Raw genomic sequence first — 18454 nt, 5'->3', positions numbered from 1 at the left:
GGCATGACACCCCCCAAGACCGGAGAGATGCTGCACTTGCGCGGCAATGCCCTGAACGCGGGGGAGCCGGTTGCGCTGCCGCTCACCCAAAGCAGCATGTACCACCTGCCCGGTGCCACGGATGGCCTGCCCACCTATGGCCGCGTCGACAACCCAACCTGGCAGCATCTGGAGCATGTTCTGGCCCATCTGGAAGGCGCACCCTGCCTGACTTTTCCGTCAGGTATGGGCGCGATCTCGGCCGCGTTGTTTGCGACGGTCAAATCCGGGGCGCGCATTCTGATCCCGTCCGATGGCTATTATGTGACCCGCCTGCTGGCCGAAAGGTTTCTGTCCAATCTGGGTGTCTCGGTCACAGAGCGCCCAACGACCGCTTTCGATGATGGCGGATTCGACGAATTCGACGTGGTTTTTGTCGAAAGCCCGTCGAACCCCGGTCTGGACATGATCGACCTGCGTTCGGTCGCGGCCTCTGTTCGGGCTGCAGGCGGCATCACGATTGCCGATAACACTACGCTGACCCCGCTGGGGCAACGCCCGCTGGATCTGGGGATCGACGTTGTGGTGGCGTCGGACACCAAGGCCATGGGCGGGCATTCCGACCTGCTGATGGGCCATGTCGCCAGCCGCAACGCACAGATCATGGAGCGGGTCGAGGAGTGGCGACGCGTCTCGGGTGCGATCCCCGGCCCGCATGAGGCATGGCTGTTGCATCGCGGGTTGGAAACGCTGGATGTGCGGTTCGACCGTATGTGTTCCTCGGCGCAGTTGTTGGCCGAACGGTTGGCAGGTCATTGGGCCGTGAAGCAGATTCGCTATCCCGGCCTGCCGGGCGACACCTCATATGCTCTGGCCAAGGCCCAGACCGAACGATTCGGGTTCCTTCTGTCGATCACGTTGGAGTCGGAGACGAAAGCGGAAGAGTTCATCAACGCCTGCTCGATGCTGCGGCCCGCGACCTCGTTCGGGGGCGTCCACAGTTCCGCGGAACGCCGTGCGCGCTGGGGCGACGATGTCGACCCCGCTTTTATCCGCCTGTCTGTCGGATGTGAACCGGTGGAAGAGCTCTGGCAGGCGATCGAGACCAGTCTGAGCGCGCTTTAGTTACTTTTTAGGCTCGCGCAGTTCCTTGAACACGTAGATCGGCAGCACAACACTGGCGATCAGCGCGCCCAGCCAGACCAGAAGCGTCGCGGCCAGCAGGTTGGAGATTCCGCCCACGGTCAGCCCATTTGTGACCAGATCGGTGACCAACAGCCCGACGAAGGTCACGATCAGCGCAATCCCCCCTTTGATCGCGGGTGCTCTTTTCTCGCCCAGCTTCAGGATCAGCGGCTCGGCAATCCACTGCACCAGAGTAAAGACGATCACCACCACGATGAACGAGATCGGCCGGATCGCGAATTCCGGCAACAAAATCGCTGCAAGCAACAACCCGATGGCATTGCCGACCAGCAGGGCCAGAATGGACTTGAATCTGCGCGTCATGGAGGTCTCCGTCAAAAAACAGTTCGAAACATGCAGATGTTAACAGACTCGCGGGAATTTGCGAGCGGATTCAAAAGCCGCTTTCTTTTGGACCATTGAAATCGCATGATAAAACACATTCATCAAGATCAGACCCACCCCCATCGACGAGAGGTGAGATGAGCGACGATCCCTATACCGTCCTTGGCGTCGCCAAAGACGCCAGTGCCGCCGAAATCAAAAAGGCCTATCGGCGCATCGCCAAGGAATGCCACCCGGATTTGAAGCCCGGGGACGCCGAGGCCGAGGCCAAGTTCAAGGCGGCGGCGTCCGCCTATGACCTGTTGAAAGACCCGGACACCCGCGCGCGTTATGACAATGGCGAGATTGATGCCTCGGGCCAGGAACGGCCGCAGCAGCAATACTATCGCGAGTATGCCGAAGCCGCCGGAAATCCCTATCGCGGGCGGGCGGCGGACCCGGACGATATGTCCGACATCTTTGCTGAGTTCATGCGGGGGCGGGGCGGATACCAGCAGCGCACGCATGAATTCCACGCGCCCGGCCACAATCGCAGCTACAGCCTGCAAATCAGTTTCCTGGATGCAGTTTTCGGGGCCAGCCAAAAGCTGACGCTGCCCGATGGTGACCGGATCGAGGTGAAAATCCCCGCCGGTATCACGGATGGGCAAACCATCCGCCTGCGCGGCAAAGGCGATCCGGGGTTTGGTGAAGGTCCTCCGGGCGATGCTTTGGTCACTGTATCGGTGGCAAGGCACCCGGTCTTTGACCGGCAGGGCGACGACATCCATATCACGCTGCCGATCACGATTGACGAGGCCATCCTCGGCGGCAAGGTTCCCGCCCCAACAATCGACGGCGGCGTTAACGTCAGTGTCCCGGCTGGCACCAGCAGCGGCAAGACACTGCGCCTGCGCGGCAAAGGGGTGAAAAAACGCGGCTCGTCGGATCGGGGCGATCAGCTGATCGAACTAACCGTGTCCATGCCCGACAAGATCGATGATGAGCTGAAGCAATTCATGGAGACATGGCGTGAAAGCCACAGCTATGATCCGCGCAAAGGAATGCCGTCATGAGCCTGACCGAAGAACAGCTGATCGCAACCGTCACCCGCCTGACGTCGTCCCGTTTGACTGAATATCTGGCGGCTGAAATCGTAATCCCTGAGCAGACCGAGCAGGGGTTGGTGTATCACACCCTCGACGTAGCGCGACTGGAACTGGCCTGCGAGTTGCACGACCAGTACGAGATGGAACCGGATGCGCTGTCGATGATGCTGTCTCTGATCGACCAGATGCACGGCCTGCGCGCTGAACTGCGCGAGGTTCTGAATGCCGTCGAAACGCAACCCGAACCCATTCGCAAGCAATTGATCGAGGTCATCGGCACAGCGCGATTCAGTCGCAGCTAACGGTCTTTTGGACGCCGGGGATTTACCGTAAAAGGCTCCCTTGATCCAACGCCCGGTACGCTCATGACCCAGTCCAGATCCGAATTGCTGATGCCTGCGGGCAATCTGCGCAAATTGAAACTCGCCATCCTCTACGGGGCGGACGCCGTGTATTTGGGTACACCGGACATGTCGCTGCGCACGAAATCCGAATTCTCGCTGGAAGAGGTGATCGAAGGGGTCGAGTTCTGCCACCGACATGGTCGGCGCGCCTATCTGACGCTGAACCTGTTCTCGCACAACAAGGACATCCCGAAGCTGGACGAATACATCGACACGGTGCGCAAGGTGAAACCCGACGGGCTGATCATCGCCGACCCCGGTGTGTTCCAATATGTCCGCGAACGCGCGCCCGAACTGCCGCTGCATATCTCGACCCAGGCCAATATCTGCTCCTGGCTCTCGGTGAAATTCTGGCAGGATCAGGGGGCCGAGTTGGTGGTTCTGGCCCGCGAGGTTTCCTACCCCGAACTGGTCGAAATCCGCGAGAAATGCCCCGATATCAAACTTGAGGCCTTTGTTCACGGTGCCATGTGCATGACTTATTCGGGCCGCTGCCTGCTGTCGAACTTCATGGCCGAGCGTGGTGCCAATCAGGGCAACTGCGCCAATTCCTGCCGCTGGAACTATGGCCTGAAGCTGCGCCTCAAGGATGGCACGCATCAGGAGTTGCGCATCACCGAGGAAAACGCCGACCTGTTCGAATTTCTACTCGAGGAAGGTTGCCGCCCGGGGGATCTGATGCCCATCGAAGAGGATGATCGCGGCTCGTACATCCTGAACTCGCGCGATCTGTGTATTATGCCGAAACTGGATGAGTACCTGAAGATCGGCGTCGACAGCCTCAAGGTCGAAGGGCGAGGCAAATCGGAATATTACGCTGCCGTCGTCGCCCGCGCCTATCGGATGGCCATCGACGATTACCACGCGGACCCCGAGAACTGGGACCCGAAGCCCTATATGCGCGAACTCGAAACAGTCGGGAACCGTGGCTACACGCTGGCCTTCCATGAGGGTCGCCTAACAAACTATGCGCATGACTATGAACACACGGCCTCAATCGCCCAGTGGGAATATGCCGGTATTGTCACCGAAGTGACCGAGGATGCGTTTCTGGTCGAGGTGAAGAACAAGCTGGAACCAGGCGATGTGCTGGATTTCGTCTCACCCATCTCGCGCGACACAGTTCTGCTGCGGGTCTATGATTTCGAACGCGCCGATGACGGAGCGCGGCTGGACGTGGTTCATGGCAGCACCAAAACTGTCATCCGCATGCCCTTCACCCTGTTCGATCACGAAGATATCGACGACTTGCGTGCCCGGTTCCCTGTCTATTCCGTGCTGCGCAAGGAACGCGCACTGACCGATGAACACTGGAGCCGCATCCGCTTTGACAAGCTGGTGCAAGGGCTGGAAACCTCGGGCCGTGACAACCCCAACGCCTATGCCCGCCGCCGCGACGAGTTGGTGGGAAAGATCGGTGAGGATGGCAACGAACGCCGGTTCAAGACCAACCGCATCGGCACCGAGGGTTGCTGCGGCAAAGGGTGCAACGGCTGCCTGATCTTCTGGCAGGACGAAAAATACGCGTTGGCACGGGAAGTGCTGTCGAAACGCAAACAAGGCGAACAACTCAGCCGCAGCGAAGCCACGGCGCTGAAGTTGCCGGGTGACGCTGTCTGACTGCGCTCAGTTGCCGACGACGTATTCTTCGGGAACGAAGAACGTGTAATCCCGGTCCGCGACCGCTTCGTGGCATTCGTGGCAGTAGGCGACGGCACCTGCACGTGCGCCCATCGTGTCGCCGAATAATGATCCATCCGGCATCACCATGATATAGCGCCAGTCTGCCGTTTCCGGGCTCGTGCCTTCGGGCAGCTTTTCCATCACGAACAGAGCCCCTGGGTGGACGTTGCCCTCATCGGTGACGGTTACACTGTCCTTAGCCAGCACCGACCCCATCGGCAGCTTTTCCCCCTCAGCCAAGGTGCCATAGTTGTGGGCCATGCGATTGGCGTAGCTGTTCACATAGCGCTGACCATGGGTGGCCGAGATATAGGGCGCATCATTAAACAAAGGCCACGCCTGGTAGTTCATCAACAAATCCAACTGTGCGGCTGCATATCCGCGTTCCATCCGGCGTTGCAGGGACTCATATATGCGCAACGCTTCTTCTTTGGTCAGATCCGCAGGATTTTCAATGGCAAGATGTGCGTCCTCGTCCGTGGATTGAGCATCGGCAACCGCCGCAGCAAGGCCCGCTGAAAGCAAAGCCAAAAGAAAGTTTGAAAACAGATTTCTTAATCGCAAAATCATTTACTTGGCCCACCCGGTTCGTAAGGTTCGCCTGAACGCCGCATGTTACGTCTTGAAAAAGATAGCGGCCCTGAACAAACGCGCCACAACCGGATTGCAACTCTCACTGCTTTGTGCGCGAAAGTGAGCCATCCCCATCCGGCTCTGGCCCTGCAAATATATCAAATTGTGCATACAAAAAACAGCGGCCCAAACATTAATTTCTTAATGGGCGTTGCACACAGGTTGTACAGTTCAGCTTTGCAATCCCGCCTCGGCTGCGATCTGTTTACGCGACTTTCGGGCGCGCTCGGTGGCCGATTTCAACTGACCACAAGCTGCCATGATGTCCTCGCCGCGCGTTTTGCGGATGGGTGAGGCATAGCCGGCCTGATAGATGATGTTCGCAAACGCCCGGATGCGATTGTTGGAACTGCGCTTGTAGGGTGCGCCGGGCCATTCGTTGAACGGAATCAGGTTGATCTTGGCCGGAATGTTGTGGCGCTTGATGTGATCGATCAAACGGCGCGCGTCCTCATCGCTGTCGTTCACCCCATCCAGCATCACGTATTCAAAGGTGATCCGCTCGGAATTCGACGCTTTGGGATAGCTCGCCAGCGCTTGCAGCAGCTCTTCGATGTTCCAGCGCTTGTTGATCGGCACCAGCACATCGCGGGTTTCATCTGTCGTGGCGTGGAAGGAAATCGCCAACAAGCAGCCGATTTCCTCAGCCGTCCGCGCGATTTCTGGCACGACACCCGAGGTCGACAGGGTAATCCGACGGCGTGACAGAGAAATCCCCTCGGGGTCCATCGCGATCTTCATCGCGTCGCGGACGTTTTCAAAGTTATAGAGCGGCTCGCCCATGCCCATCAGAACGATATTCGACAACAGGCGCGTTTCGTCCTTGGGCGCGCCGGGCGTCGGCCATTCCTCAAGATCGTCGCGGGCCATCATCACCTGACCGACAATCTCTGCCGCCGTCAGGTTGCGCACCAGTTTCTGCGTGCCCGTATGGCAGAATGAACAAGTCAGCGTACATCCCACCTGAGACGAGATGCACAGCGTGCCCCGATCTTCCTCGGGGATGTAAACCACTTCAACCTCGTGCCCGCCCGCGATTCGGCACAGATACTTACGGGTACCGTCCTCGGACACCTGACGCGTCACGACCTCGGGGATTTCGATCACAAAACTCTCGGCCAGCTGCGCGCGATAAGCTTTGGCAAGGTTAGTCATCTCGGCAAAGTCGCGCACGCCCCACTGGTAAATCCACTGCCAGATCTGACCTGTGCGCATCTTGGCCTGCTTTTCCGGCGTGCCGTGTTCGATCAGAACCGCGCGCAACTGATCGCGGGTCAGGCCGACAAGGTTTACCTTCCCCTCCGGCAATTTGCGGGGGATGGTCATGACGTCTTGAGTGATCGGCGCTTTGGGCGACATGTGGCTATCTCAACGGATTCTGGCTTGGGATGCGCCTCTATATAGGATCGCGCGCAAAGATCAAAAGAAATCGTGACGCTTAATTTGCCATGCGCAGCAATTCGTCCACACGCTCTCGGCCCAGATCCACCCTGCAGGAGGTGATACCAATACCTGTTCCCGATCCACCTCCGAACCAGGCACCCACCGCCTCGCATTGCGCATCGCGGTAAGCCTCCCAAGAGTTCTGCGATGTCTCAAGCGCGGGCTGGGCCACAACGCGGCCTGTCACCTCGTCCAGCTCCTGCGCCGCGGCCAAGGCAAAAGAGTAACTTTCGGCCAGCGCTTGATTCACACGCTCTTCCATTTTGGACACGCAAGCGCCGATCTCAACCTGCGAGCCTGCATCTGTGCATTCCAAGGTGGGATCGGCAAATACGGCAAACGGAGCAAAACAAAGAAGGGCGGCGAAACGCATGGCGGACCTCGTCAATCAGAAATGTCTGTGTTGGCGCAAGGCTAACACAGGATCGCGAAGGGCCCGCGAATTTCTGTCCGGATCAGTTGGTACAGCGCTTTTCGGCGTCTTCAATCGCGGCCGTAAAGCCCAGCAGAGAGAACGTGTCTTTGGTCTGCGTGCCACGCTCGGACCGGGCGGTCAGAACAGCCTCGGTGCCGCGCTTCATGGCTGCGACGACCTTCAGGTCTTCGCCTTCCGTCGCTGGCCATGCCCATTCGCCTTCGGTAATCAGCGCGAATTCGGACCCGTCGATCTCAAGATTCACGGTCGATCCTGCCGCAAAGGGGTAGCCGCCGGTAAAGGTGACCTGACCTTTGACCTCGGCATTCGGGCGGTAGAAGACGAACAACAGAATATCGCTGCGGCGCACGGATACCACACGGCCACCGCGGGTGTTTACGGTTTCCTTTGGGGCGGACACGCTCCAGCATTCGGTGGGATCGTCTTCGACGAAAACGCTCCAATCCGTCTTGGCTGCCACGCGATTGGTGCTGGTCGCCTGCTGAGCGGTTGCGGTTGTGGCCATCCCCGCCACGCACAGGCCCGCGATCATGCGGACGAGTTTTGATCCCATCTGTCCAGCCTCCTAGCTCGACCTAATACCTCATACCCACCGGATATGCGTACGAACTCTGCCGGTTCGTCTGTAAGTTGCGTATTCCGATGATTGTCGACATACACACACTAACGCAGGTTTCGCCACAGGCGAAAGGGCGATTGGCAGATTTTTGCGCATAAAACCGGAGGTCCAGATGACACAGCCCATACCAATGACTGAATTGTGGCGCGGGCCCTTGCTGGAAAGCCTGCATAGGGGGCATGCGGTGATCTGTGATGACACCGGACAGATCGTGCAAAGCTGGGGCGATCCGCAAGCTGTAATCTACCCCCGGTCCTCGGCCAAGATGATACAGGCATTGCCCCTGATCACCTCGGGCGCGGCCGCGAAATACGGACTGAACTCCGAGCAACTGGCGCTGGCCTGCGCCTCGCATAGCGGTGCCCATATCCATACGGACCGCGTGTCGGCATGGCTGGACCACCTTGGCTTGAACGAGCACGATTTGCGCTGCGGTCCGCAGGAGCCGCAGGACATGGCCGCGCGCGACGGGCTGATCCTTGCCGATGATACGCCCTGCCAGATCCACAACAATTGTTCAGGCAAGCATTGCGGGTTTCTCACCGTCGCCCAGCATATGGGAGCCGGACCGGAGTATCTGGAAATCGACCACCCCGTTCAGCAGGCCTGCCTGTCCGCGCTTGAAGAAACCACCGGCGAAACCAGCCCGGCTTATGGGATTGACGGCTGTTCGGCACCGAACTTTGCCACTTCGCTGGTGGGTCTCGCGCGTTCGATGGCGTGGTTTGCGTCAGCTGCCGACCGGTCTGACCGGGCCAGCGACGCGGCTCAGCAGTTGACCGCTGCCATGATCAAACACCCTGAACTTGTTGCCGGTGAAAGCCGCGCCTGCACCGAGTTGATGCGCGCCATGAACGGTCGCGCCGCGATCAAGACCGGGGCCGAGGCGGTGTTCGTCGCCATCATTCCTGAGAAGAAACTGGGGGTCGCGCTAAAAATCACCGACGGCACAACCCGCGCCAGCGAATGCGCAATAGCCGCCATTCTGGTCAGCCTCGGTGTGCTGGAGGCCGATCACCCGGCCACCCGCAAATTCATGAACGCCATACAGTACAGCCGTCGCGGGCTGGAATGCGGCGTGATCCGACCTGCGCCGGGGTTCCCCGGCTAAGGTCATCACATCTCGATCTCGTGCACCTCGGCGACTTCGACCGAACCTGAGCCGTTGACAACCATCGGGCAGCCTTTGGCCATTTGGGTTGCGGCATCAATACTGTCCGCCTTGATGACGGTAAAGCCTGACGCCGGGTTGGCGCCGCCATTGTCAACAACACCGCCGGAGCTGACGGTATAGGACTGACCAACCGGGTTGCCAGGGATGTCCAGCGCTTCGCCCATGTTCTGAAACCAAGCACCCCAAGCGGCCATGGTTGATTCGACTTCGGCGGGGTCAGTCGGTGTACTTCCGCCGTGATAAACAAATAAATACTGTGGCATTGTATTTCCTCCCTGATGAATTCCTAAACCAGCTGCGCCTCAAGCTTGCGCAGCGACGAGGTCCAGCCGGAATTGTGGTTCGCGGCGGCCTCGGCATCGGCCAGTTCACGATGGTCCAGAACCAGCCGCGCGCCGTTTTCTGTTGCTATGACCGCGAAGGTCACATGGCTTTCCGCCCCGCGTTGATCCTGATCATCATGCCAGGCCCAGGTGAAACCGACGGAATTGGGTGGATCAACATGGGTCACATGCCCCGACACCTTGAATGTCTGACCCTCGGCGTTCTTCATCACCGAATACCATGGCCCCGTGCGCGAGAAATCCAGATTATGCTCGGGCACATGCACTCCCTCTGGCCCCCACCACTGCAGCAGCTTGGCGCCATCGCTGATCCATGCAAACAGGTTTTCGGGGCTGGTAGGGAACTCACGTTCCAATTTCAGGTCGGCCATGAATTTTCCCTTTCAATGAGGTCGCCCAGACGATCAAGGCTGCTTTCCCAGAACTGACGTTTTGAAATGGTCCATTCGGCAATCGCCCGCAGCCCATCGGGTTGGATAGAATACATCCGCTGGGTGCCCTGGACGCGCTGTTGCACCAGCCCGGCCTCGCGCAGCACTTTCAGATGGCGCGAGATTGCGGCACCTGACATGCCGCGCCCTTGGATCAAATCACCGGCGGGCAGTTCGCCGTCTTGCATCAGCTGCTCGACAATCGAGAACCGAGTGGAATCGGACAAAGCAGAAAAAGCATTTAACAGTGTGTTCATTATCATTATTTAACACAAGAGTTAAATAATGGAAAGCCCTTAGTCGGCCACAAACTCCGATCGACTGTAGCCTTGCACATACAGCAATGCTGTCAGATCCCCGTGATTGACCCGAACCTCGCATTGCTCGGCAACCGTGGGCTTGGCGTGGAGCGCGACGCCTGTTCCCGCTCGGTGCAGCATCCCCAGATCATTCGCCCCATCTCCGACAGCCAGAACATCTGCCTCAGCCAGACCCAAACGCGCCGTGATTTGTTCCAACGCATCTACCTTTGCCTGCCGCCCCAGAATGGGCCGCAGTACATCACCCGTCAGCTTCCCGTCTTCGGCCAGCAAAGTGTTGGCGCGGTTTTCGTCAAAGCCCAGCGACTCGGCCACCTTCGCCGTGAAAGCTGTAAATCCGCCAGATACCAATGCGGCATAGCTTCCGTTCTGGCGCATCGTGGCGACCAGTTCCTTGCCGCCCGGCATCAGCGTGATGCGTTCGTCCAGAACCTTGCCAATCACCGCCTCATCCAAACCTTCCAGCAATCCGACCCGTTCAGTCAGTGCGCCTTCGAAATCCAACTCGCCATTCATCGCGCGCGCGGTGATGTCTTTGACGCGGTCGCCGACGCCGGCCTCATCCGCCAGTTCGTCAATGCACTCCTGCTGGATCATGGTGCTGTCCATATCGGCCAGCAGCATCTTTTTGCGACGCCCCTCGGCTTGTTGGACAACCAGATCCACGCCCATCTGCTGCAGGTCCGCCCAGACATCCCAGTGGTTGCCCGGCATCTCGGCCAGTGCGAACTCTGCTGCCTCATCCGGGCTGAGCCAAACGATCTCACCCCCACCCCATGCGTTTCGCAAGGACTCGACCAACGAGAGTTCCAGGGTCGGCGCGTTGGGGTTGGTCAACAGGGTGGCAACGTACATGTTCGATCTCCGGCAAGCTCACCTGCGCATATCGCAGGTGCAGCATTTTCGCCAGAGACAGTTTCGAACTAGCCCAAGATACCCGGCAGACGCAGCCCATGTTCACGGGCACAATCCTTGGCGATGTCATACCCGGCGTCCGCATGGCGCCACACACCCGAGGCCGGGTCGTTCCACAGAACCCGCTCCAACCGCCGCGCAGCATCCTCGGTGCCATCAGCGCAGATCACAACGCCCGCGTGCTGGCTAAAGCCCATTCCGACACCACCGCCGTGGTGCAGGGAGACCCAGGTTGCACCACTCGCCGTATTGATCAGCGCGTTCAGCAGCGGCCAATCCGAGACCGCGTCCGAGCCGTCCAGCATCGCCTCGGTCTCGCGGTTTGGACTTGCCACCGACCCCGAATCCAGGTGATCCCGACCGATCACAACCGGCGCTTTCAACTCGCCATTGGCGACCATTTCGTTGAAGGCCAGCCCAGCGCGGTGCCGGTCACCCAGACCAATCCAGCAAATCCGTGCGGGCAGACCCTGAAACGCGATCCGTTCTTGCGCCATGTCGAGCCAGCGATGAAGATGGTCGTTCTCGGGAAACAACTCCTTCATCTTTGCGTCGGTCTTGTAGATGTCCTCGGGATCGCCGGACAGGGCACACCAGCGGAACGGGCCGATCCCTTTGCAGAACAGCGGACGGATATAGGCGGGCACGAAACCCGGGAAGGCAAATGCATTCTCAAGACCCTCATCCTGCGCCACCTGCCGGATGTTGTTTCCGTAATCTAGTGTCGGCACACCGGCGTTCCAGAAATCGACCATCGCGGACACGTGCTGTTTCATCGAGGCACGAGCAGCCTTTTCCACCGCTTTAGGGTCTGTTTCACGCTTCTCGCGCCACTCTCCCATGGTCCAGCCCAGCGGAAGATAGCCGTTGATCGGGTCATGTGCGCTGGTCTGATCGGTGACGATATCCGGACGCATGCCACCTTCGGCCATCCGACGGTAAATCTCGGGGAAAATCTCTGCCGCGTTGCCCAGCAGACCGACCGACTTCGCCTCACCCGCTTTGGTCCAGTGGTCGATCATCTCGAGCGCCTCATCCAGCGTTTCCGCCTTTTCGTCTAGGTATTTCGTGCGCAGGCGGAAATCGATGCTGTCCGGGTTGCATTCGACGGCCAGACAGCAAGCTCCAGCAAATACAGCGGCCAAGGGTTGCGCGCCGCCCATGCCGCCCAGCCCACCGGTCAAAATCCATTTGCCAGTCAAGTCGCCGTCATAGTGCTGACGACCTGCCTCAGCAAATGTTTCATAGGTGCCTTGGACGATGCCTTGTGTTCCGATGTAAATCCACGAGCCAGCCGTCATCTGGCCGTACATCATCAGGCCTTTCTTATCGAGCTCGTTGAAGTGATCCCAGGTCGCCCAATGCGGCACAAGGTTGGAATTGGCGATCAGCACCCGCGGTGCATCCTTGTGCGTCTTGATGATCGCGACAGGCTTGCCGGACTGGACGATCAGCGTCTCGTCCTCTTCCAAATCCTTCAAACCGGCAACAATAGTGTCGAAATCTTTCCACGTGCGGGCCGCGCGCCCGATGCCGCCATAGACCACCAGCTCGTGCGGGTTTTCGGCCACGTCCGGGTGCAAGTTGTTCATAAGCATCCGCAGCGGAGCCTCGGTCACCCAGCTTTTGGCGTTCAACTCGGGGCCGGTTGGCGGATAGATGTCGCGGGTGTTCTTGCGCGGATCGCTCATTTCTGGGCTCCTTGTGCGGTCAATGCGCCCGATAGGGCAAGTTCATTAAGGCGGGTCAGCATCGTTTTCAGATGAGGGCGTAGGTTCTCGGCACGATCTTCACGCCATGTCCAAGGGGGCGTTTCATCCATATAGGCCCGCTGTGCGATCTCCATCTGGACGGCATGGAACCCCTCTGAAGGGCGGCCATAGTGTCGGGTGGTCCAGCCGCCGCGGAAGCGACCGTTCAGGACCGCATCATACCCGTTCGCAGCGGCCGCAACCTCGTGAATGGCCTGCTCAATGGCCGGATCGCAGGTCTGTCCGTCATTCGTTCCGGTATTGAACACCGGTAATTCGCCCTCGAACAGAAACGGGATCACCGAACGGATCGAGTGGCAGTCAAACAGGATCGCCACGCCGTGCGTGTCCCGCACTCTGGTCAGTTCTTCCAGCAAGGCAGCATGATAAGGTGCGTGGTACTTTCGCCGCCTGTCCTCAACCTCATCCTCGGACGGCTCTTGGCCCGGATGCCAGATCGGCTGCCCGTCAAAATCGGTCAGGGGCACCAAGGTCGTCGAGTTCTGTCCCGGATACAGCGAGGACCCGGCAGGGTCTCGGTTCGAGTCGACAACATAACGGTGGACATGGGAGCGTACGACCGTTGCGCTATCAAAAAGCCCTTCATAGAGCCTGTTTATGTGCCAATCCGTATCTGCCAATCCGCGCCCGGTATCATTCAGACGAGTCGCTATTTCGGCTGGTACATGGGTGCCGCCATGGGGTTGCCCCAACACAACAGGTCCATCCCCACGCTGAACGCTGAGGACCTGCATCAGAACAACTCCGGCATCGGAGTGCCCACGGCCCCGAGAATCTCACCCCCGGCCACCAGTTGCTTGGAGGTTTCCAGTTCCGGCGCCAAATAGCGGTCCTCTGCCAGCGGCGGGATATCCGCCCGGAGCCTGTTGATCACTTGCTGCAATGGCTCGCTGGTTGCCAAGGGCCCGCGAAACTCCACCCCCTGCGCCGCGCACAGCAGTTCGACGCCCAGAATGTAGTTCAGGTTCTCGACCATCCGTGTCAGACGTCGCGCACCATGCGCGGCCATGGACACGTGATCCTCCTGATTGGCCGAGGTCGGGGTGCTGTCGGTGACACAAGGGTTGGCGAGGTGCTTGTTTTCGCTCATCAGCGCAGCAGTGGTGACCTCTGCAATCATCAGACCCGAGTTCAGGCCTGGGTCTGGTGTCAGGAAAGGCGGCAGGTCAAAGCTGAGCGTCGGGTCCACCATCAACGCGATGCGACGCTGTGCGATCGCTCCGACCTCGGACAGGGCTAACGCGATCATGTCGGCGGCAAAGCCAACCGGTTCTGCATGGAAGTTACCACCTGACACGATGATCCCCGCTTCAGTCAGCACAAGGGGGTTGTCGGTGGCAGCGTTCGCCTCGATCTCAAGCGTAGCCGCGGCCTGACGCATGACGTCCATAGCCGCGCCCGTGACCTGCGGTTGGCACCGGATGCAATAAGGATCCTGCACGCGGGTATCACCATCCCGGTGGCTTTCGCGGATCTCGGAACCCGCTAGCGTGGCACGCATGGCGCTGGCGGCCTCGGTCTGGCCGCGATGACCGCGCAGAGTGTGGATCTCAGGTTGCAGCGGTGCGGTGGACCCCATGATGGCATCTGTCGACAGGGCCGAAATGACAAGCGCGCTCTGGGCAGCGCGCCATGCTTCAAACAGACCCGCAAGCGCAAACGCGGTCGAAAACTGGGTACCGTTGATAAAGGCCAAACCTTCTTTCGGACCCAGCTCAATAGGCTCTAAACCGACGGATTTCAGCGCCACTTCACCCGGCAAGACCGAACCATTAACCTCTGCTTCCCCTGACCCGATGACGACAGCGGTCATATGGGCCAGCGGCGCAAGGTCACCAGATGCACCGACGGAGCCTTGGGCCGGGATCACCGGCGTAACGCCTTTGGCCAGCATCTGTTGCAGCAGTTTGATCAGTTCCCAACGAACGCCCGATGCGCCACGGCCAAAAGACAGCAACTTCAGGGTCATCATCAATCGGGTCACACGGCGCGACACAGCGGGCCCGACGCCGCAGCAATGGCTGAGGATCAGGTTGCGTTGAAGGGTCGAAGTATCTTTGGCGGCAATCTTGTGGCTTGCCAGTTTGCCGAACCCGGTGTTGACGCCATAAACAGGCTCTACACCCGCTGCAGCGTCCAGAATTCGCCGAGCCGCAGCTTCCACCACGGGTCTGCACGCAGGGTCCAGTGATACGGATGTTTGGTTCCAGTAAACCTCTGCCAGATCAGACAGCGAAACCTGCCCCGGGACAAGCGAGAGGGCCTTCATGCCGAACCTCCGAAAATGCGCGTGTGTAATGGATTGAATCCAATGCGGTAGGACAGTTCTGCCGGGTGCTCGACATCCCAGACTGCCAGATCCGAGCGCTGGTCTGAGGCGATCGTTCCCGTGTCTTGCAACCCGAGCGCTTGCGCGGCGTGACGCGTAACACCGGCCAACGCCTCTTCGGGTGTCAGGCGGAACAGCGTGCAGGCCATGTTCATGGTGAGCAACAAGGACGTCAGCGGCGACGATCCTGGGTTGCAATCGGTCGCCAGTGCAATTGGAACCCCGTACTGGCGTAGCAGTTCAACTGGCGGCACCTGTGTCTCGCGCAGTGTGTAGAACGCCCCGGGCAGCAGTACTCCCACGGTGCCTGCCTGTGCCATTGCAGACACGCCTTCCTCGTCGAGATACTCGATGTGATCTGCAGACAACGCGCCGTACGAGGCCGCCAGCGCCGCGCCGCCCAGATTCGAAAGTTGTTCCGCATGCAATTTGACCGGAAGGTTCAATTCCTTTGCGACATCAAAGATCCGAGCAATTTGCGCCGGATCAAAGGCGATTCCTTCGCAAAAACCGTCTACGGCATCCACCAACCCTTCTTCATGGGCCTGGCGCAGTGTGGGAATACAAACGTTGTCAATGTAGTCGTCCGGGTGCGCTTTGTACTCGGGCGGCACCGCATGCGCGCCCAGAAAGCTGTTCTTTACGCGAAACGGGCGTGCTTTGGCGATCCGGCGCGCAACGCGCAACATCTTAAGCTCGGTATCCGTGTCCAGCCCGTAACCCGATTTGACCTCGATGCAGGACACCCCTTCGGCCAGCAACGCATCCACTCGGGTCAGGGCATCCGCCAGCAGTTCATCCTCACTGGCCAAACGCGTCGCGGTGACTGTGGACAGAATGCCGCCGCCCGCGCGCGCGATTTCCTCGTATGAGGCCCCTTTCAGGCGCATTTCGAACTCGACCGCTCTGTTTCCGCCGAACACCACATGTGTGTGGGCATCGATCAGAGCGGGCGTGATCAGCCGGTCGCCGTAATCCGTCACAGACCAATCGTCATATTTTGCGGGCAGCGCAGTTTTAGGCCCAATCCAAACGATTTTTCCGCCGTCGACGGCAAGCGCCGCATCCTTAACCATCCCGTAAGGCTCATCCCCATGGACCATGGTCGCCACGCGCGTGCTGAAAAGAACAGATTTTTTCACCATGACGATTCTTTTGGGCTCCCTTTGCGATTGGATTTTTCGTATACGTATAAAGGTTTAAAGTCTACACAAAATGGAAATACAATGACGATCCACGCAAAAACCGCTTTGTTAGGCTCTGATTGGGTCAGCAATTTGCGGATAGAAATCGAGCAGGGGCAGATTCAGAAAGTGCAGACCGGAACACCTGCGCTGCGCGGTGACACACAAGTTGATGTGCTGCTTCCGGCACTGGGCAACCTGCACAGCCATGCGTTTCAACGCGCCATGGCCGGCATGACCGAGGTCCGTGCCGCGGGGCGCGAAAGCTTTTGGACCTGGCGCACTCTGATGTATCGATTCCTGGACACGTTGACCCCGAATCACGTCGAAGCCATTGCCGCGCTGGTCTATATGGAGATGCAGGAGGCCGGATATGCCTCGGTCGGCGAGTTTCATTATGTCCATCACCAACCGGGAGGAACGCCTTACGACCGATTGTCCGAACTCAGCCAGCGCGTTTTTTCTGCGGCCGCCCTTTCCGGTATCGGGCTGACCCACCTTCCCGTTCTCTACACTTACGGCGGCGTCGAGCAGCAACCACTAACCGGCGGACAATTACGATTTGGCAATGCGCCGGATCGGTTCTTGCATCTGGTTGAGGAGTGCCGAGCAGCGCTGCCTAATACCGACTCCGTCATCGGGATTGCTCCGCACTCCCTGCGGGCGACGTCGCCTGCAGATTTGCAGAATGTCCTGCATGCCACTCCTGATGGTCCGGTGCACATTCACATCGCGGAACAGGTCAAAGAGGTCGCCGATGTCGAAGCTGCTTTGGGTCAGCGTCCCGTTGCCTGGTTGCTGGACAACGCAGAGGTCGACCATAAGTGGTGCCTGATCCATGCAACCCACATGACGAACGAAGAAACCCGTGCCCTGGCGCAGTCTAGCGCGGTTGCGGGACTATGTCCGATCACCGAGGCCAATCTGGGCGACGGTATCTTCAACGGGGCTGTATACGTCAGCGAAGGCGGACGATTTGGCGTTGGATCAGACTCTAATATAAGGATTTCCCTACCTGAGGAGCTGCGGACGCTGGAGTATTCGCAACGGTTGAGAGACCAAGCACGAACTATTCTGGTCAAGGACGAAGGGTCGGTCGGTAATGCGCTCTACACCGGGGCCGCGTCAGGGGGTGCGCAAGCGTTGGGGCGGAATGCCGGGGAGATCGCTGTCGGTAAACTGGCGGACCTCGTTGCAATCGACCGGACTCATCCCACGCTGTGCGCGTTGACCGACCAGCAATTGCTGGACGGCCTTTGTTTTGCTGCCCCGGATGGGTTGGTGACGGATCTTTGGTCTGCCGGAAGGCACATGGTGCAGCAAGGCCGCCACGTAAACCGGGACAGGATCGTCCCCGCCTATCGGTCAGCAATTGCCGATCTACTAGCCGACGTCTAAACCGACCTATCAAAGAAAGCAGGCACATGACTCAACCGACGGAAACCACCAGCTACAGGGACATCAAAGAAACCGTGCTGGCGCGCATTCGGTCGGGGCGGTGGCGGCCCGACTCTCTGCTGCCGAATGAACAGGACCTTGCCGTCGAATTCTCGTGCACCCGGACCACAGTGAACCGCGCGTTGCGAGAACTGGCCGAGGAAGGGTATCTGGAGCGGCGCCGGAAAGCTGGCACGCGCGTTCTGAGCGCACCGCAACGGCAGGCCCGCTTTACGATCCCAATGGTGCGGGACGAGGTTGAGGCGCTGGGCGGCACCTATCGCTATGCGTTGGTTTCATCGGAGGTCACGAACGCCCCCGATTGGCTGCGTGCGCGTCTTGCCTTAAAGCCGGATCAAAGCGTCATGCAAGTGCGCTGCATGCATTTCAACGGCAACACGCCGTTCCAATACGAGGATCGCTGGATCGTCATCGACTCGGTTCCGCAAGTGGCTGAGGCGGATTTTGCTGCCATCGGTCCGAACGAATGGCTGATCCAAACCGTTCCATTCACCAATGTTGAGCTGAGTTTCCTGGCCAGCCGTGCGGATGAAACAGTGGCGGGGTTCCTGGACGTCCCTGTGGGCGAACCGGTGTTCACGGGCGAGCGTATCACGTGGCTGGAGGGGCAGCCGGTCACTTTCGCGAAGATGTACTTTGCCGCCGGGTACCGCATGACCACACAGTTCTGAGTTTGTCTGCGATTTCCGCTTTACCGTCTTTCTAATCCACG

At 59.2% G+C, this 18454-nt stretch carries 20 protein-coding genes; 7 read left to right on the top strand and 13 right to left on the bottom strand.

Annotated features, from left to right (window positions below; genetic code table 11):
- Positions 1 to 3: 3 nt before the first annotated feature.
- Complete coding sequence (locus tag ACR0J0_RS15715; protein WP_480665092.1) at positions 4 to 1104, top strand: cystathionine gamma-lyase; 1101 nt, start codon at positions 4 to 6, stop codon at positions 1102 to 1104.
- Here ACR0J0_RS15715 and ACR0J0_RS15710 read toward each other — a convergent pair whose 3' ends face one another.
- The gene (locus ACR0J0_RS15710; RefSeq protein WP_480665091.1) at positions 1105 to 1488 is read right to left on the bottom strand and encodes a hypothetical protein; all 384 of its coding nucleotides are present in this window, start codon (positions 1486 to 1488) and stop codon (positions 1105 to 1107) included. It abuts the gene before it with no gap.
- 158 nt (positions 1489 to 1646) lie between these two features.
- Here ACR0J0_RS15710 and ACR0J0_RS15705 point away from each other — a divergent pair, with 158 nt between their 5' ends.
- The 3 genes from ACR0J0_RS15705 (at position 1647) to ACR0J0_RS15695 (ending at position 4621) form a co-directional block, all read left to right on the top strand.
- Entirely contained in the window at positions 1647 to 2564 is a 918-nt protein-coding gene (locus tag ACR0J0_RS15705) for a DnaJ C-terminal domain-containing protein (RefSeq protein ID WP_480665090.1), read from the top strand.
- Complete coding sequence (locus ACR0J0_RS15700) at positions 2561 to 2899, top strand: chaperone modulator CbpM (RefSeq protein WP_480665089.1); 339 nt, start codon at positions 2561 to 2563, stop codon at positions 2897 to 2899. Before ACR0J0_RS15705 ends, ACR0J0_RS15700 begins: the two co-directional genes overlap by 4 nt.
- A gap of 63 nt (positions 2900 to 2962) precedes the next feature.
- Positions 2963 to 4621, top strand: coding sequence for a U32 family peptidase (locus ACR0J0_RS15695; RefSeq protein ID WP_480665088.1), 1659 nt, complete (start codon positions 2963 to 2965; stop codon positions 4619 to 4621).
- Between the two features lie 6 nt (positions 4622 to 4627).
- Here the strand turns inward: ACR0J0_RS15695 and ACR0J0_RS15690 are convergent, their stop codons facing one another.
- The 4 genes from ACR0J0_RS15690 to ACR0J0_RS15675 form a co-directional block, all read right to left on the bottom strand.
- Positions 4628 to 5254, bottom strand: coding sequence for a cytochrome P460 family protein (locus ACR0J0_RS15690; protein WP_480665087.1), 627 nt, complete (start codon positions 5252 to 5254; stop codon positions 4628 to 4630).
- A 234-nt stretch (positions 5255 to 5488) separates the two neighbouring features.
- Positions 5489 to 6676, bottom strand: coding sequence for a dual-specificity RNA methyltransferase RlmN (gene rlmN / locus ACR0J0_RS15685; RefSeq protein ID WP_480665086.1), 1188 nt, complete (start codon positions 6674 to 6676; stop codon positions 5489 to 5491).
- Positions 6677 to 6755: 79 nt separating this feature from the next.
- Positions 6756 to 7133, bottom strand: coding sequence for a lysozyme inhibitor LprI family protein (locus ACR0J0_RS15680; RefSeq protein WP_480665085.1), 378 nt, complete (start codon positions 7131 to 7133; stop codon positions 6756 to 6758).
- An 82-nt stretch (positions 7134 to 7215) separates the two neighbouring features.
- Positions 7216 to 7749: an invasion associated locus B family protein gene (locus ACR0J0_RS15675; RefSeq protein ID WP_480665084.1), complete on the bottom strand. Its 534-nt coding sequence runs from the start codon at positions 7747 to 7749 to the stop codon at positions 7216 to 7218.
- 178 nt (positions 7750 to 7927) lie between these two features.
- Here ACR0J0_RS15675 and ACR0J0_RS15670 point away from each other — a divergent pair, with 178 nt between their 5' ends.
- Positions 7928 to 8926 (top strand): asparaginase, encoded by a 999-nt coding sequence (locus ACR0J0_RS15670; protein WP_480665083.1) that lies wholly within the window; start codon positions 7928 to 7930, stop codon positions 8924 to 8926.
- A gap of 5 nt (positions 8927 to 8931) precedes the next feature.
- On the opposite strand, the gene ACR0J0_RS15665 is transcribed toward ACR0J0_RS15670, so the two are convergent.
- The 8 genes from ACR0J0_RS15665 to hutI all read right to left on the bottom strand — a co-directional run bounded on the left by ACR0J0_RS15665 (position 8932) and on the right by hutI (position 16245).
- Positions 8932 to 9252 carry a YciI family protein gene (locus ACR0J0_RS15665; RefSeq protein WP_480665082.1) on the bottom strand — a complete coding sequence of 107 codons (321 nt, stop codon included), beginning with the start codon at positions 9250 to 9252 and terminating at the stop codon, positions 8932 to 8934.
- A gap of 23 nt (positions 9253 to 9275) precedes the next feature.
- Positions 9276 to 9704, bottom strand: coding sequence for an SRPBCC family protein (locus ACR0J0_RS15660; RefSeq protein ID WP_480665081.1), 429 nt, complete (start codon positions 9702 to 9704; stop codon positions 9276 to 9278).
- Entirely contained in the window at positions 9692 to 10021 is a 330-nt protein-coding gene (locus ACR0J0_RS15655) for an ArsR/SmtB family transcription factor (protein WP_480665080.1), read from the bottom strand. The genes ACR0J0_RS15660 and ACR0J0_RS15655 overlap by 13 nt, the downstream gene beginning before the upstream one ends.
- 39 nt (positions 10022 to 10060) lie before the next feature.
- Positions 10061 to 10939, bottom strand: a complete 879-nt coding sequence (gene serB / locus ACR0J0_RS15650; RefSeq protein ID WP_480665079.1) for a phosphoserine phosphatase SerB — start codon at positions 10937 to 10939, stop codon at positions 10061 to 10063.
- A 68-nt stretch (positions 10940 to 11007) separates the two neighbouring features.
- A complete protein-coding gene (gene hutU, locus ACR0J0_RS15645) occupies positions 11008 to 12690 on the bottom strand; it encodes a urocanate hydratase (RefSeq protein WP_480665078.1) in 1683 nt (560 codons plus the stop codon).
- Positions 12687 to 13505, bottom strand: a complete 819-nt coding sequence (hutG, locus tag ACR0J0_RS15640; protein ID WP_480665077.1) for an N-formylglutamate deformylase — start codon at positions 13503 to 13505, stop codon at positions 12687 to 12689. The genes hutU and hutG overlap by 4 nt, the downstream gene beginning before the upstream one ends.
- Positions 13505 to 15040 (bottom strand): histidine ammonia-lyase, encoded by a 1536-nt coding sequence (gene hutH / locus ACR0J0_RS15635; protein ID WP_480665076.1) that lies wholly within the window; start codon positions 15038 to 15040, stop codon positions 13505 to 13507. The genes hutG and hutH overlap by 1 nt, the downstream gene beginning before the upstream one ends.
- A complete protein-coding gene (gene hutI / locus ACR0J0_RS15630; protein WP_480665075.1) occupies positions 15037 to 16245 on the bottom strand; it encodes an imidazolonepropionase in 1209 nt (402 codons plus the stop codon). Before hutI ends, hutH begins: the two co-directional genes overlap by 4 nt.
- An 81-nt stretch (positions 16246 to 16326) precedes the next feature.
- On the opposite strand from hutI, the gene ACR0J0_RS15625 reads away from it, so the two are divergent.
- Together ACR0J0_RS15625 and ACR0J0_RS15620 are read left to right on the top strand one after the other, a co-directional pair.
- Complete coding sequence (locus ACR0J0_RS15625; RefSeq protein ID WP_480665074.1) at positions 16327 to 17682, top strand: formimidoylglutamate deiminase; 1356 nt, start codon at positions 16327 to 16329, stop codon at positions 17680 to 17682.
- A gap of 26 nt (positions 17683 to 17708) precedes the next feature.
- A complete protein-coding gene (locus ACR0J0_RS15620; protein ID WP_480665073.1) occupies positions 17709 to 18413 on the top strand; it encodes a GntR family transcriptional regulator in 705 nt (234 codons plus the stop codon).
- The last annotated feature ends 41 nt before the right edge of the window (positions 18414 to 18454 follow it).

This window comes from Ruegeria sp. BF12 (assembly GCF_056538705.1).
Note: the sequence above shows the minus strand (reverse complement) of the source record. Positions and strands in the feature narration are given on the sequence as shown.